The organism is Chryseobacterium sp. G0162, from assembly GCF_003815715.1.
In the GTDB taxonomy this organism is placed as follows: Bacteria; Bacteroidota; Bacteroidia; order Flavobacteriales; family Weeksellaceae; genus Chryseobacterium.
In genome coordinates, this window is the sequence record NZ_CP033922.1 from 332923 (window position 1) to 350120 (window position 17198).

Sequence of the window (17198 nt, forward strand, 5' to 3'; positions counted from 1 at the left end):
CTATTTTATTCTAATTCTTTATATTTTTATTTCTTTTTATTGCTGTTTATCAATCCAATCTGGTTTTCACTGTCTTCTAAACTGACAGTATAAATAATTCTCACAAGAATGGTAACCTAGGTTTTCTCTATAGATTCATAGCTCCATAATCGCAAACTAATGATTATTAATAATAAAAAGACCTTCGCGGTGAGCGACGGTCTTTCTTATTATTGAATACTTTCACGAATAATATTTAGATATTTCTTGGCGATAATTTCTCTATCGAAATTAATCTTGGCATACTGATAACCATTCTCACCTTCTCTCAACAACCTTTCAGGATCAGCCATATAACTTCTGATCACACGACTGTATTCATCAGCATTTTCAGGTTCAACATACTCCCCTGCCCTTGCCTCTTCGATTAACACTCGCGACACTCCATCAATTGCCATCAAAACTGGCTTTTTGCATGAAAAATAATCAAATGTTTTATTAGAATATACGGTCTTAAAAGTGTCTATTTTTTTTAATATAGAAGCACCCATATCAGACGCAATTATATATTTTAACACTTCTTTTTTTGATACGGAATCAAGGAATCGTACATTAAAAACATTCATTTGAAGAGCCTTTTGTTTCAATTTTGCTTTTTCCATACCTTCACCAATCAATAAAAAAAGAACATTAGTATCCTCCAATATCTTTCCTGCATCTAAGACCTGTTTCAAATGATTGGCTACCCCATGGGCACCCACATAAATAATCACAAAATATTCGTCTAAATCATTATCTCGTCTAAATTGTTCTCGATCAAAATCATGAAGCAAACCATCTGATAGAGCAAAATTAGAAGCATTGGGTACCACTGCTAGTTTTTCTTTCTTAACTTTTTTTAATTTAATTAAAGAGTTATAAAAAGCAGGCGTCAATACACTGATCAGAGTAGCCTTTTTATACATAAAAGATTCAAACCAATAGGCCATTTTAATAATTAATTTATTGCTAAGAATCCCCATATCAATGGCTGACTCCGGCCACAAATCCCGTACTTCAAAGATCATAGGAATTCTCTTAAACCTTGAAATCAAATACCCTGCTCCTCCAACAAATAATGGTGGGGACGTAACCACTACTACGTCAAATTTCCCCTTCACTTTAAACAAACCAGCCCATAAAGAAGAAAACATAAAAGAAAAATACCCCCATAAGCGGCCTATAAAACCGCTATTATAAGATTCTGAAACATGAGTACGATGTACTGTGATTGCTCCCTGTTTCTTTTTTACAAAGTATTTCTTTTTATACTCTTCTCTTTTTGTAAAACCATTGTAATGAACCATACCGGCTATAACCGTAACTTCATGTCCTTCCTCTGTCCATGTTTTGGTTATTTCATTCCACCGGGACCCACCAGGATCTTCTTCTTCTAGAAAATACTGATGTAGCAATAAAATTTTCATATTTATATATTTAAAAATTAGATCTTGTTTTAAGAATATTGGTTTCAGATGACTAGTCCGTTAGCTACTTCATTTGAGATATGAAGTAATAACTCATGAATTTTATAGGTGTTTTTAAGCTATTAATACACTCACTATCAATATTTTATATTCAACAGCCTTTTATTGCTTCTTCAAAGATATCTACATAATCTACCGCAATATTGCACCAGTTATAAGAGTCAAAATCAATAGATGATAAATCAAAATTGTCCTTATCGAGCAACTCTCTCAAATTGTGCACCAGCGCCTCGATATCCGGAGAAGTACCAATTCCAATTCTCTCACTAAATATTCCGTCTATCCCTTGATTTTTCGTATATAATACGGGTAGCCCTTGAGATAATGCTTCGATATAAACAAGACCGAATGTCTCAAAGATTGATGGCATAATAAAATAGTTATTTTGTCTGTAGATATGTAGTAGTTCCACCTTATCATAGATATAACCTAAATAACTAATCCAGTCTTTATGTCGTACAATCAAGTCATGAACAAGTTGTTCCTTGTCTCCACCACCTCCAACAAGGTTAAGTCTGACATTGGGATAGTCAGCTTTCAGATAGACAAGTGCTTTTATCACATTTTCTACATTCTTATTAGTATCAAAACGTCCAACAAAAAGCAAATTTTGGGCATGATTCTGAACTCTATTAACATATAAATTTTCTAACCATAGATTCTCTATACCATTAGGAATTACAATTGTATTCTCTCTATGCCTGTAAACAATTTCTTTAATTTTTGGATGATTATAGAATAGATCTCTTAAACCCTTACTTATAAAGATAATTTTGGATGCATTTTGCAAAATACCTTGCATTAAAGGTATTAGGTCAGGCCGATATCTGAGAAAGAAATTCACATCTGTACTTCGGACTGCAACAACATAGGGGATCCCGAATTTCTTTTTCAATTGATATGCTATCGCACCATCACTAAATAAGGTAGTTGCATAAGTAACATCAACAGACTGAATATCAATATTTTCCTTTATGTCTTTAAAAAGTATTCTTATTTTTACCCGAAATAATATCCTATGATAGGTCTTTAGTAAGAATGAAGAATAGATGAGTTTTGAATTTTGAGTTTTAAACTCAAAACTATTTTTACCCTTATTTGATTCCTTTCTAAGCGGATGATAAATGATTTGCTCAATTCCGTGGTTGTCCAGCTCCTGATAAAGGTTCTTATACACTTTTGAATAAGAGTAATCATTACAAATATGCAGTACTTTCATTATTAGATTGATTATTATAATGACAATAATTCTCTATAAAATTCTTTACGCACATTAATTTGTTCATTCTGTGCTGAATACTTATCAAAATTGATGAGTAAGCTCTGATACATAGTGGTAATACTTTCGTTATTAAGGAGCTTCCACCATCCATAAAAAATATGCATATAGTTACCACCTGGTGCATATCCTCCAGACTTGGATTTATAATTTACCCTATAACTGACATTAACACCGTTCATATAATTATTAAAAGAGTACAGTTTAGTTTTAGTATTGTATTGAACAACCTTGGATAAAAACTTTGAAGCTAAACCTGTCCGCAACCTTTTGACATACTGCTTTTCATCAGGTGAAATCATGGAAACTTCCAACAGATTAAGGTAAGCAGGAACTCTCGAAAAGTGGGATACATCCCAGTCAACTGTCGAATTATTTCTAACCGATACGTAGTCAGGGTGATCTTTCCAAATATTAGGCTGAAGCGCCCACTGATCCATATCTTGGAAAACAACAAGATTTTTCAACACCTTATAAAAAGTATCTCTTATATCCCTAAAATCTTGATCCTTCTTATCACTAATACTTAGAGAGGTTCCTGAAGCCATTAGAAAAAGTTCATTATCAGTTATAGCGTTATAGTAGCTCTTATCTCCGTTAAACTTATTATTGAGTATATTTTCGATTCGTTCTTTTTTACCCTTAGTCGTAAGATATTCAGCTGACCAGACTTTTCCAGGCTTATACAACCAGTTCTCCTTTATCTTTTCTCCAATTAAAATTAAAAGCTGATTATATTCTTTATTATCAGAATAAAGACGAAGATATTCTGCAACAAAAAAATAAAATACCTGTTTATCTAAATCGGACAAAACAGCACTCTGACTGATATTTTTTAGAACATTCATATTGACAAGGTCATCAAAACACTTTTTGAGTTCCGGATATTGTTCTGATTTCAAAAGGGGAATGTAAAACTGATGTACCATTGTGTAGGGTATATTTTTGTTTTGTGATGTAATTCCATTTTCCAATTGAGTATGATACTGCTGCAAAGTATTGATTAAAGCATTGACATCATTTGCTTTCAATGAGCTAAAAGCACATAATACAATAGCTACGAAGATTCTTTTAAAACTTTCCATGGAAATATTGTTATTAATAGGATTAGAATAAACCAGCCATGTGTCAATAACATGGTGAAAATAGAGGTGCTGTTGATAATATTACATAGCCCCAAAAGAATAATGACAATGATCATATTTCTTCCACTTCTTTTGATGAACATATAATCAATAGCTTTTAAAAGTTCTTTTAGAAGAAGAGTAACCATCACTACACCGCAATAGCCAAATGCAGTGTATCCTTCAATAAATAAATTAACAACTGCTGTCATTTTTTCATTTCCGAAGTGTTTTTCACCGATGATGTTCGGGGGAGGCAACTTATAGGGATAACTAAAAATATCTTTAAAAACTGAAAAGGCCCAGTATGTTTTAGAGCGGTGCTCAAAAAAATCAAAATGATAATAGGTAAGTTGGCTTGGAACTACCATAATTCGCCTGGTGATAAGCATTTCAAGTAGATCATTTCCTGTTATAAAATCCACAAAACTTAATGACAGAATAAAAATTACTGTAAAAGCCAGAAACTTAAAACTACTGAGTGTTCGATACTTTTTAAATACAAAAAATAGCAAAGCTGCCAGTATATAGGCTGCCAGATGGCTTTTAAGTGCCATCAAAGTAAAAATATACAATTGAAATACAACAGAAAATATCAATAACTTCAGGTTTTTGGTCTGTAAAGCATAAAGCAGGAGAAATATATTCACTACATATCCCATCCAGCCAACAAGGTATCTTGTTAAAATATTTCCTTCCGTAATTTCTTTGTATTGGGCGCGAACGTCATAAACATCAGAAAGGCTGGGAATACTAAACCTTAAACCAAAAGTTGAAATAAATAATGCAAATGAAATAATATAGACCCCAATGAAAATAATAGGCATCATTTTTACAGACAGGGGGTTAATAGATGATAAGAAATGTCGCCTATACCCAGATTTTCTTAATAAATAAAGCAGCGAAATTAGAAAAACGATAACAAAGATATAGTATTGGTAATTGAATTTACTTGGATTAATCAATACAAATGGGACAGAGGCTGAAGGAATAAACGTAAATACATAAATATAAATATTAACATAATCACTTGGTAATCTTAATCTTTTAGGGAGAAAAAAAACAGGAATGATTGCTGTCAGATATGAAAATAATATCCCTTCTATATGGGGAGTATAAAAATATATCCCCTGATAGCTCCAAGCGAATGATAGTTTATAAACCGCATAAAATAGAATGCTTATATAAACCCAAACCAAAACTATATTTTTACCTTTTTCTAAACTCACAGCTTTTTAATTTATTATCGTCATTTATACTCCTGCCTTGCATTAAGCTTATGGACAGGATTCAATTTCATTTTGTCTCCCTTTAACTTTAAACACATAAAAAAGGATGATGTAGATACATAATATCACAAATACATATATGAAATGTAGATTGGTTCTTACTGCGATAAAGATTATTCCTGATAGGATTAAAAAGTAAATAAGCTCCATACTAGCTATTTTCTTTTCAGCAACAATGTTAAACAGGATTCCTTGAATAACAAAGGAAATAAGTGTTGCCAGTACTCCGGCAAAAAGGCCAAATCTAGGAATTAGGAAAATATTTAACAGAATATTTATACTGCATGAGATAATCGATAGAACCGCAAACTCTTTGCTCTTCTGAAGGTATACTAATTTATAATTAGATTTAAAGTAAAACGGAATTAACAAATAACACAATGATATCAGCGGAATTAGATACAGCACCTTAGCATATTGGCTAAAATATAAGGGAAGAAAAAATTCACTTATAAGAGCTAATGCCAAGTAAAACAAACAACCTATCGTTAAGGTATAGAGCAAAAACTTATTTAATAAACGTTCTCTGGCCCCAGCATGATGCTCTTTATACACCATTGGTTCAATAAATACTGAAATACCTAAAAAAGCAAAGCTGATGGTAGTTCCTAAAGAATAAGCAAATGTATATTGTCCAACCTTTTCCATATTCATCATCCTTTCTATAATAAATTTATCAGCATTTCCTAACAAATTGATTGCAATACCATGAAATATAAAAGGCCAGGAAAAAGAGAACATTTTTTTAAAAGTCAAATGATTAAACTTCATTTTACTTTCCTTATGATTAATCAATCTGGAAAAGATGATGTTGGCAATACACGCAGAAATTATAGATCCTAAGATATATCCTAAATAATTTTTAGAAATGGCTACCAGTCCAAGAGCAAGAATAAACTTCAAAATTTGAATAGTTATCCTTCCTTTAAAATAATTATTGTGATTTTCCTCGACACGCAGTACGTTAAGAATGATATTATTCTTTCCTTGCAGATAAACAAGAATGATTACTAAAATAATATCTGGTAAAACTTCAATACCAAAAATTGATTTAAAGCCTAAAAAGTATAGACCTAAACCAAATATCACAAGCATAACATGGAAACTTAAGATAGGTAAAGTAATCGATTTTAAAAATGAAGGATAATTTTCTTTGTCGCTATAGAACCTCAACACTGCCCGCTCGAGCCCTAAAAATGAAAATAAAGGAATTAATATTTCAATGGAGACAATTAAGCCGACCTTTCCATAATCAATGGTTGAGATCAATAAAGGCAGAAGCAAAAGGACTAATTTATTTAATCCTTTTGAAATACCTTCAACGAAGCCATATGTGAAAATCTTTTTAAGCATCTGTTAGTTATTTATGCCGCAAAAATCCAAAATGACTTGATGGTCTTTAAATGTTAAATCCCTAAATTCATCATGCGCTACAAGCATAACAATAATATCTGCCTTTTTTGCTGCCAACGTGTAATCTGACAATTTGAATACTTTATGCTGCTCTACATTAGGTTCAACAATATAAAGATCTGCATCTCCACTATCTTGAATAATACGTTCCAAAATGTGAATAGCCGGAGACTCACGCAAATCATCAATATTAGGTTTGAAGGCTAGTCCCATAATGGCCATAGATGGTGTATAGCCATGTTTAAGTTCGAATTCCAATCGTGCTGATTTTATCTTTTCAGCACACCAAAAGGATTTATAATTGTTGGTCGCTCTTGCCTGAGATATCATACGTGATTCCATAGGAAAATCTGCAACTATAAAATAAGGATCAACTGCAATACAATGGCCTCCTACTCCACATCCAGGCTGTAAAATATTCACTCTCGGATGTTTATTAGCCAGATCTATAAGCTCCCAAACATCAATCCCAGCTTTATCACAAATTAATGACAGCTCATTGGCAAAGGCAATCTGTACATCTCTAGACGAGTTTTCTATTAATTTGCACATTTCTGCAGTTTGTGCATTGGTAGGATGAAGTTTTCCTTTTACAAACTGACGATAAAACGCAATAGCTTTTAAAGTAGACTCCTCATTAACCCCACCTATGACACGATCATTATGTACAAGTTCATACATTACATTTCCCGGAAGTACCCTTTCAGGACAATAGGCTAAATAGATTTTCCCATCAAGCTCTGGACGTTCCGAAAATATATATTCCATCATTTTTTCAGTTGTACCAACAGGTGATGTAGATTCAATAATATAAAGGTCCCCTTCTTTTAAAATCGGAATCAATACTTTAGTCGCTGCTTTCACATAGGAAATATCAGGTTCATGATTCCCTTTAAAAGGGGTAGGAACAACAACAAGATAATTATCCGCAGGTACAGGTTTGATATCAGCTTTTAAATATCCCCCACTAACGGCAACTGATACAGCCTGTTCAAGATCAGGTTCTATAATGTGAATCTTACCGGCATTAATGGTGTCAACTACTTGTTGAGATATATCAACACCATAAACAGGTATATTATTATTGGCTATTAAAGCCGAAGTCGGTAATCCTATATATCCCAACCCTACTGTAACTACTTTTGGCTTCATACTATTAATGCTTTGTTTTAATAAATTCGACAATACGTTCAGAGGCTTTCCCATCACCATATGGATTATGAAGTGCACTCATTAATTGATACTGGTAATCATTGGTTAACAGATTTTGGGCTTCACTAACTATTTTTTCAGAGTCCGTTCCAACTAAAATGACTGTACCAGCTTCCACTGCCTCAGGACGTTCTGTGGTATCTCTCATAACCAAGACAGGTTTACCCAAACTTGGAGCTTCTTCCTGAACCCCTCCAGAGTCGGTGATAATAAGGTAAGATTGGGTCATCAACCATACAAAAGCAGGATAAGCCAAGGGAGGTATTAGTTTAATATTATTTACTCCAGATAAAATTTCAAAAACAGGCTTTTTCACATTTGGATTCAAATGAACAGGATATACAACCTGTACATCTGGATTTTCAGTTGCAATTTCTTTTAATGCTGTGCAGATCTTGATAAATCCTTCACCATGATTTTCTCTCCTATGCCCTGTAACTAAAATTATTTTTTGGTCAGGAGAAAGAAATTCCTTAAGTTTTTTTATCTCTTCATTTTCAATTGTCTTTACTTTCATGGAACTTTCAAGTAATGCATCAATAACTGTATTACCTGTTACAATTATATTCTGCTCTGGAACATTTTCCCGTAACAAATTTATTCTTGACTGTTCAGTAGGAGCAAAATGATAATCAGCAGCCCTGCCGGTTACTTGTCGATTCATTTCTTCTGGAAATGGTGAATGTTTATTATATGTTCTCAGCCCCGCTTCCACATGACAGATCTTTGCTCCAGAATAGAATGAGGCAATGCTTCCTGCCATTGTAGTTGTGGTATCACCATGTACATAAACAAAATCCGGTTTAAAATCCTCCAATACAGGTTTCAATTGAGTGATTATATCTGCTGTTAATGAGTATAAATTCTGATCCGGTTTCATTAAATTCAGATCATAATGAGTTTCTATTTCAAAAAAATCTAAAACCTGATCCAGCATTTCTCTGTGCTGTGCTGTCACACACACCTTTGTTTCAAAATCAGTATTTTTAATCAGCTGCTTTATTAAGGGGGCCATTTTTATGGCTTCCGGACGGGTTCCAAAAATAATCAAGTGTCTTGATTTCATACATTTAGTTTATTAAGAAGACTTTAAAGTCTGTTATCTGCTGCTTTTAATATTCCTTTTACGTCATATATAACTCCACCTTCATTTAAAAACTCAATGAGATCAAGCTCTAAAAACTTCTGATGGGCAACCGTCAGAATAATGGCATCATATTTACCAAGCCTTCTAATATTTTCTAAATCCTTATATGAGATTATACCATATTCTTTTTTTACTTCCTGAGGATCTGCCCAGGGATCAAAAGTTATTACAGTAACATCATATTCTTCCATTGCATTAATAACATCTACCACTTTGGTATTTCTAACATCCGGACAATTTTCTTTAAAGGTGATTCCAAGATTAAGAACCCTAGCTCCTATAACTTGAATCTGCTTTTTAATCATAGTTTTAATGAACTCAGAAGCAATGTACCTTCCCATCGAATCATTTAATCTTCTGGCTGTAAGAATGAGCTCCGAATAGTATCCTACATCCTGAGCTTTCTGTGCCAGGTAAAAAGGATCGACCCCAATACAATGTCCACCGACAAGACCTGGCCTAAACGGCAAAAAGTTCCATTTTGTTCCGGCTGCTTTCAGCACATCGTTTGTATTAATATTTAAAAGGTTAAAAATCTTAGCTAGCTCATTAACAAAAGCAATATTGATATCACGTTGAGAATTCTCTATAACCTTGGCTGCTTCCGCAACTTTTATCGTAGGTGCTAAATGGGTTCCAGCCTTAATTACGGATTGGTAAAGCTTATTGACTTTTTCTCCTATTTCGGGAGTTGAACCTGAGGTGATTTTTAAAATATTTTCGATAGTACGTTCCTTATCACCAGGATTAATACGTTCCGGAGAATATCCGGCAAAAAAATCTTTATTAAAAATTAATCCAGATACTTTTTCTAATAAAGGAACACATTCCTCCTCCGTTACTCCTGGATAAACCGTAGATTCATATATAACAATATCACCTTTTTTCAATACTTTCCCCACTGTTTCTGAGGCCTTTTGTAAAGGAGTTAAATCAGGACGGTTATGTTTATCTACCGGCGTTGGAACCGTAACAATGTAAACATTGCCTTTTTTAGTGTCATCAAGATTCGATGAGCAGTATAGCCCTTTTACAGTATCTGTTTTAAAAGGATTTTTTTTAATAAGAACATACTCTAACAGCTCTTTCGAAACTTCTAAAGTATGATCTTGAGCATTATTCACCTCGGCTACTCTAGCATCATTAATATCGAAGCCCACCACCTTATACTGGGTAGCAAATAACCGGGCTAATGGAAGCCCCACATACCCAAGGCCAATGATCACGATATGAGTTTGTTTATCCATATAACATATTGTATTTTAGTTTTTTCTCTTAAAAAACTTTGTCCACCAGTTCTGCGTTTGATCTTTAGTATAACCGTATCCATAACCATAGTTATAACCATAGCCGTAGCCCCCAGCATTTTTATCAACTCCATTAATAACAAAAGCAACGTTTTTAAGCTTCGAATCACTAACCAGATTATTTGCAAATTCAATTAGAATATTCTTGGAAATACCAGATCTGACTACATACAATGTAGCGTCTGCGGTATCTGAAATATTTAGCGTATCGGTAACCAGCATTAGTGGTGCAGAATCGATAATGATATATGCATATCTTGCGGATACCTCTTTAATAAGATGCTGATACCTTCCATTAGAAAGAAGTTCCTGTGGATTAGGAGGTATACTGCCCGCATAAATAATATCACAATAGGGATTCGTATCTGAAGTATGCAGCAGCTGCTCTACATCAGTCTGCTCATCATATAAGTACTCAGTCAGCCCCTGCCTTTTAACAGACTCGCTGTCATACCTCTGAATCTGAGGATTTCTGATATCCGATCCAATAAGTAAGGAACGCCCATTTTTATTACCTAAGGTCAGCGCAAGATTTACAGACACAAGTGTCTTCCCTTCGCCTTTTACTGAAGATCCTACTAAAATAACTTTTGCATCCTGCTTAGCCGGAAGCATAAATTTTAAATTGGATACAAGTACTCTAAAAGCTTCTGCCAATACTGAAAAATCATTACGCTGTACCAGATGCACATCTTCAACTTTTAGTGCTGGAATTTCGGCAAGAACCGAAAGTGAAGAACGATCCTTTATATCATTCCGGTTATAAATTTTATCATCCCATAAAAAGAAAAGATAAAAAGCTATTAAGGGAACTCCAACACCAGCAAGTAAAGAGCCTATTAATACAATTTTCTTCTTAGGCGAGACAGGAGGATCCAAAGTAAAAGCAGGATTCACAATTTTAGCTTTTGGAACATTCACAGAAAGATTAATAGCGTTTTCTTCTCTCTTTTGTAAAAGAAAAAGAAAAAGCTGCTCCTTCAAATTCTGCTGACGCTCAATTGACCGATAAACCTTCGACTGTCCGGGAACCTTTTCTACCATTTTATTATTTGATGAAATCTGCCCGTTAAGTTGATTGATCGAAGCTTGTACTACAGACTTTTGCTGTTGGATATTTTCACGTATAATTTCTTTCAATGAAGCAATCTGCTTGTTCATTTCTATAACAGCGGGATTTTCAAGGGTAGCCTGCTTCAAAGTTTTATTACGGCTGATAAGCAATTCGTTAAACTTAGCAATACTACTTTCCAATGATGGATTAAGTCCCAAATTCGAAGGCATTAATTGATTATTTCCCCCTTTTGAAGCTTCTGTATCAAGAGATTTTAGTAATTCCAGTTGAGTTTGTTGCAACAATAAAGATTTAGTGCTCTCATTTGTATTTTGTAACGCTAATTGAGCCTGAGCCTCCAAATCGACAATACGATTACGGTTCTGAAAGTTTTCTTTTTCATTCTCGACACCGGATAGGTCTCGGGTAATTACCTCAAGTCTCTTATCAATAAATTCCTGCGTATTCTGAGCTTGAAGATTTTTGTCTCTTAAACCGTCCAAATTGTATTGTCGGGTTACTTCATTGAGAATAGCTTCAGATTTTTCCGGTACAGATCCGATCAAGCTGACTTCGATAAGCATTGCTTTTGGATCAGGTAATTCAACTATAATCTTTTCTTCCAGCCGCTTTACTCTTTCAATGGGATTCCAAAAAACTATTTTATATTCCGAGCGAAAAACTTTCCCAACAGCCTTCTGCAAAATCACAGTACCAAAATCAAGCTGCAGCGCTTTGTCAAAACTTCCTTTAATACGTCTCTTCTTTTCATCAATTAAAGTAAAGCCTCCGTTTTTCTCAATATTTACAGTATACTGAGAAGAAACAAAATCCTTATTTTTCATATAATGTATAACTTGTGCAGTAAAAGGAAGTTCTGCAAACAACTCGGAATCTTTTATATCTCCAGTATTAAAATACTGAACACTGAGGTTCAACTTTTTTACCACTTCCATTAAAATGGGACGAGATACTATTACTGCAGTTTCACTTTTTAGCTCATCAACATTACCTATACCAATTCCTAAGTTATCCAAATCAGCGAGTGCAGAGGTAAGATCGGTCTGTTTCTTGTCAAACTTAAGGGTAGTTTTTGATTCATACTGTAACACACTGTATCTGAGATAGAGGAAAGCTATTATGCTAAAGAAAAGAATACAAGCCAGAAACCAAGGCCATTTCCCCCAATATTTAATGATATATTTTTTGAAATCAATTTTCTCTTCCTTTTCATAAAGATCTGTTTGCTCCATAAGTTTTGTTTATCGGGTTAGAGAAAATATTAAAGTAGCAACTCCAAGCGCAGTGGCAATAATCTGAAAAGTTAATCCCCTGTTAGGGTTTGAATTAGCCTGAACCTGTTTATTTCTGTCAGGTTCTACATACAGAACATCATTCTGTTTCATATAATAATAGGGTGAAGAAACTATATCCGATCTGGAGAGATCAAGATTTATTACTTGTTCTAATCCATTGTCTCCCGTACGAATCAGTTTTACTTTTTTACGATCTCCAAAGTCAGTCATATCACCAGCGAGACTTAATGCCTGAAAAATATTAAGCTTTTGCGTTGTACTTTCTTTCTGCCCAGGTACTTTGACCTCCCCTAAAACACTGACATTGAAATTTTTTAAATTTATCGTTACCAAAGGATCTGTGAGGTACTTTTTCAAAAGTGATTCCAGGTGATCTTTAAGCTGAACTTTGCTCAGACCTTTTGTGTAAACATTTCCCAGAACAGGAAAATTAATATTACCATATTCATCAACAAGATATTCACTTGGCTGTACATATTGGTTTAAACCTGTTGCTGTCTCACTACCTACTTTATTTATTGTATTCAAATTAAAAGGTTTTACTGCATTCTCATCCATGGCGGAAACTAAAATTAGCAGTACATCCCCCTCCTGAATATTCAATCCTTTAAACTTAGCTTGTACAATTTGTTCCTCCATCTGATTGTCAGACATATAAACCATGTTTTGCTTAGGCTTACATGATAAAACAATAAATGAAAGAAGGAAAAGGTAATTAATGATTGTCTTCTTCATAGTCCTATTAAAATATTAAGGTGATAGAATGTTTTTGAGTGTATTTTAGAAGAGTGAATTCCTTATACTCCTTTAAGAAGTCGTATTTTTGAAATTGGAAATATCCTTATCCAGAATTTCAAACTCTGAATTGTTACTTTTAAACTCAGGCACTATAGTTTTAAGTATTTTTACAACGCATAACTGATCTTCTTTTAATGCAGCAGAAATTAACTTTTTACTTAAAGTGTCTATTTGGTTAAATTCCATTGAATAGTCCTTACATATCAAGATTTTCTCATGGTAGGTTGGCATTGTCATCGTATTATTACTCAACAGCTCCTCGTATAGCTTTTCGCCGGGTCGCAAACCAATGAATGTAATTTTCACATCCACATCAGGTGTAAAACCAGATAATCTGATCATTCTTTTTGCCAAATCTAGAATTCTGACAGGTTCTCCCATATCAAATACATAAATTAATCCACCACTTCCCATTGTATTTGCCTGAAGAACTAATTCACAAGCTTCTGAAATGGTCATGAAATAACGAATAATATCAGGATGGGTAATCGTTACAGGCCCGCCTTTTTCAATCTGTTTTCTGAAATGGGGAATCACAGATCCATTTGAACCAAGGACATTTCCAAAACGGGTAGTAATAAATTGAGTTATATTATCAGGAGTGTTTTGCAGTGATTGAACAAAGAGCTCAGCTGTTCTTTTAGAAGCTCCCATTACGTTAGATGGATTTACTGCTTTGTCAGTAGAAACCATTACAAATCGATTAACTTTATAATTCTTTGCCAAAAGAGCCAGATTTTTGGTACCTAATACATTGACAAATATTGCTTCCTGCGGGTTTTCTTCTATCAGGGGTACATGCTTATACGCAGCAGCATGATACACCATATCAAAGCTGTATTTCTCAAATATTTTGTTCAATGTACTTCGATTTGAAATGTCCGCTAAAATAAATTCAAACTTTTGTCCAGGAAATAAGTCTTGTAAATCAAGCTTTAGCGCATATAATGGTGATTCAGCTTGGTCAATAATTACAATAATTGATGGTTTATATAGTGAGAGCTGCCTGACAATTTCACTTCCTATGGAACCCGCACCACCAGTAACTAATATATTTTTTTCAAAATGAAATTCCTTTACTTTCTCTCGTTCAATATAAATGGGTTTCCGATCCAACAAATCCTCAATCTGTAACTCGCCAATTCCCTCAACCATATTACCGACACCGGCTTCATAAAGTAAATTAGATTTTAAAATCCTTAAGTCATAATCCAGCGCCAATGTCATCCATTCTTCTAACTCTTGTTTTTTTAAAGTTTCATGAGTAAGAAGCAGAGCATCCAGATCGTGGATTATCTTCTTGTTTTTAAGAAACTGATCTTTATGAATTATCCTACGTCCTAATACTGATACATATACTGAATCTGACCTATTTGTCACAAAGCACTCAAGCCTATAGGAGTGATTAGAATTATGCATAATTGCAGCTGCAATTGCTACCGACTCTTCTCCTACTCCAATCACTGCAATTTTAGTTTTTGCTAAATCCTCTTGAATATCTTTCAAAGCATAAAATAGGTATCTTGAAATCATCCTAAAAAAGAACATCAGAGATACAGAAATCAAAAAATACAGGAATAAATAAGAATTGAAATAAATTGATTTTCCTAATACGAAATTTGATATGGAATTAGCCAACAAAAAAAATAAAAAAGTACTTCCCGACGCTGCTAAAATTCTCAAAAAATCAATTAAAGTAGTATACCTAATAATACCTGCATATGTTTTAAATAGTAAGATAAACACCAAATTTACAACCAGCAATACACTTCTTTCATCAATCACATAATCTTGAAAACTAACTTTTACATTTAGGTTCAACAAGAACAAATGTGAAAGCAGCATAGAAAATAGAATAATTACCACATCAATAAAAAGAACCAACCACCTTGGAATGTATCTTAAATACGAAACTTTAAAAATGTGCTTTTTACTAAAAAAAATAGTACCAATCCCTCTCAACTTGAATATTTATCAGATTAAATTGACAAAACAGCCATATACCCCTTTTTGTGTTATATCGTCACTTAATGACAGAAAACAATACGCTTGACTTATCACTAAAGTCCTCGTATTTCAATCGGTATAATAAAGTGTGCATTATCTAAAATTATATTAGCAAAATTAGATTTAAAGGAAGCTGCGTTAATTATGTATTTTATTCCATTAGTTGCTTAAATTATCTAACTAAAATGCATGAATTTAATTTTAATACTATGATTTTGTATCACTTTATTAATTATGCGTTTATAATATCTATTACCGATAAAAAAAGTACTGTCTTAAAGCCAGTACTTTTTCTTATCATATCATGGGTATTACCATATGAACCGCATGATTGTATTTCCTCCACAGCCAGGAACAATTTTCTTTAACTTTTCAAGTTTCTTAAGGACAGTATATATCACATAAATTACCAAACACAAAATATAGATATGCAAAAGAATTATCATTCATTAATAGTCATTGCTTATCCTAAAAATAATAACAAACATACATTTCACTTTCCCATGTAATAAATAACCAAAACATTATTAAAGGCTTTTAGGTTATGGATCAGTTGACCGTTGAAACTATACCTAATCAGCTGATGAACATCTGACAATTTATAATATAGCTTTCCACTGATTTTATAGTAAGGGAGCATCTTATTCGATCTGTACCTTTGAAGCGATATTGAACTTATCTTAAGGAACTGAAGTACATCCCGGTTATCAGGCAATTGCTCACCATCAATTGAAAAAATTTCATTTTGTTTCGAGTTTATTTCTTCATGAAGAATATCAAATCTGGTCATAATTTTCTCCATCCATCTGATAAATTCCATTCTTTCAATATTCATAATTCAAATTTTTTTCAATATCAACAGTTATCTTAATCAAGAATTTTTTCGAGATTTTTATTCAAAAATTCTAAAAACAAGTTTCTTTTATATTTTCTGTTTTTTATATACCAAATTATTTGATAAATATTTCCCAGATAAAGGTTCAATGTTTTTTCCGCCTGCTGTACAATCTCAATAAAATTAATGATACTTATCTAAGCATTTACATTTTTAGAAAAAAACCAACGGAACGGATTCCGTTGGACTATCACCAAAAAACTTAGCCACATACAGACATGTGACCACTTGTTAAACAAGCCAAAACTAAGGCAATATCATGATACAACGGTTTACAATATTATTCCACTATATGTTAGATTTATTCAAAAAAAATGCTTTTCAGGACTTCCTGAAAAGCAAAGTAAAAAAACAAGTGATAAAAAAGTTAGCTGGTCTCTTTTTTTATAAAAAAACTACATTAAAAATTTCAAAACTCCGGCAGAATTAATAAATAATAACTAAAAACCCTTTTCTGCCGAAAATGAAACCAACCTAAGCACATTCTAAACGAATGTTAAACATATTGTAAACTTAATAAACAATTTCCCCAAAAAAACATATCAAAACCATTCATTAATTGTTCATTTTATAACTAGATCTATATCTCAATGAAAGTATCTGCCTGGTCCGTGTAATTCCTGCTTTCCCATTCGATACACTACGGGAAATATGGAGGGCGTAAATTAGTTCAATAAGAGCGTTCTTTGAATCTGTCCAGGAAAATTCAGCATCTTCATTGATATCTAGGACTTCATTTTCCTGATAGGCAGGTTTGGTAAATTTTGAGGACAAATATGCTTGAAGTAGATCGTATGAAATTATTCGCGCAACTTTATAATCATAAAACGTTGAAATTTGCAATATTCAAAT

The 17198-nt window shown here is 33.2% G+C and carries 14 protein-coding genes; all 14 read right to left on the minus strand.

The window, feature by feature from the left end:
• Positions 1–209 precede the first annotated feature (209 nt).
• Entirely contained in the window at positions 210–1445 is a 1236-nt protein-coding gene (locus EG344_RS01660; protein WP_123907982.1) for a glycosyltransferase family 4 protein, read from the minus strand.
• 151 nt (positions 1446–1596) lie between these two features.
• Positions 1597–2724, minus strand: coding sequence for a glycosyltransferase family 4 protein (locus tag EG344_RS01665; protein ID WP_123907983.1), 1128 nt, complete (start codon positions 2722–2724; stop codon positions 1597–1599).
• 14 nt (positions 2725–2738) lie between these two features.
• Entirely contained in the window at positions 2739–3869 is a 1131-nt protein-coding gene (locus tag EG344_RS01670) for a hypothetical protein (protein ID WP_123907984.1), read from the minus strand.
• On the minus strand, positions 3842–4738 hold the full coding sequence (locus EG344_RS01675) for an oligosaccharide repeat unit polymerase (RefSeq protein ID WP_123907985.1): 897 nt from the start codon (positions 4736–4738) through the stop codon (positions 3842–3844). The genes EG344_RS01670 and EG344_RS01675 overlap by 28 nt, the downstream gene beginning before the upstream one ends.
• A 447-nt stretch (positions 4739–5185) precedes the next feature.
• A complete protein-coding gene (locus EG344_RS01680) occupies positions 5186–6550 on the minus strand; it encodes a lipopolysaccharide biosynthesis protein (RefSeq protein ID WP_123907986.1) in 1365 nt (454 codons plus the stop codon).
• A 3-nt stretch (positions 6551–6553) separates the two neighbouring features.
• Positions 6554–7762, minus strand: coding sequence for a UDP-N-acetyl-D-mannosamine dehydrogenase (gene wecC / locus EG344_RS01685; RefSeq protein WP_123907987.1), 1209 nt, complete (start codon positions 7760–7762; stop codon positions 6554–6556).
• A 4-nt stretch (positions 7763–7766) separates the two neighbouring features.
• Positions 7767–8888 (minus strand): non-hydrolyzing UDP-N-acetylglucosamine 2-epimerase, encoded by a 1122-nt coding sequence (wecB, locus tag EG344_RS01690; RefSeq protein ID WP_123907988.1) that lies wholly within the window; start codon positions 8886–8888, stop codon positions 7767–7769.
• A gap of 23 nt (positions 8889–8911) precedes the next feature.
• Entirely contained in the window at positions 8912–10216 is a 1305-nt protein-coding gene (locus EG344_RS01695; protein ID WP_123907989.1) for a nucleotide sugar dehydrogenase, read from the minus strand.
• A gap of 15 nt (positions 10217–10231) precedes the next feature.
• Entirely contained in the window at positions 10232–12583 is a 2352-nt protein-coding gene (locus tag EG344_RS01700) for a GumC family protein (RefSeq protein ID WP_123907990.1), read from the minus strand.
• A gap of 9 nt (positions 12584–12592) precedes the next feature.
• Entirely contained in the window at positions 12593–13381 is a 789-nt protein-coding gene (locus EG344_RS01705; protein ID WP_123907991.1) for a polysaccharide biosynthesis/export family protein, read from the minus strand.
• A gap of 72 nt (positions 13382–13453) precedes the next feature.
• Complete coding sequence (locus EG344_RS01710) at positions 13454–15265, minus strand: polysaccharide biosynthesis protein (RefSeq protein WP_228412834.1); 1812 nt, start codon at positions 15263–15265, stop codon at positions 13454–13456.
• A 679-nt stretch (positions 15266–15944) separates the two neighbouring features.
• The gene (locus EG344_RS01715) at positions 15945–16286 is read right to left on the minus strand and encodes a helix-turn-helix domain-containing protein (RefSeq protein WP_228412835.1); all 342 of its coding nucleotides are present in this window, start codon (positions 16284–16286) and stop codon (positions 15945–15947) included.
• A 32-nt stretch (positions 16287–16318) separates the two neighbouring features.
• Positions 16319–16435 (minus strand): hypothetical protein, encoded by a 117-nt coding sequence (locus EG344_RS24475; protein ID WP_164464369.1) that lies wholly within the window; start codon positions 16433–16435, stop codon positions 16319–16321.
• 466 nt (positions 16436–16901) lie between these two features.
• Positions 16902–17189 (minus strand): RteC domain-containing protein, encoded by a 288-nt coding sequence (locus tag EG344_RS01725; RefSeq protein ID WP_228412836.1) that lies wholly within the window; start codon positions 17187–17189, stop codon positions 16902–16904.
• Positions 17190–17198 lie beyond the last annotated feature (9 nt).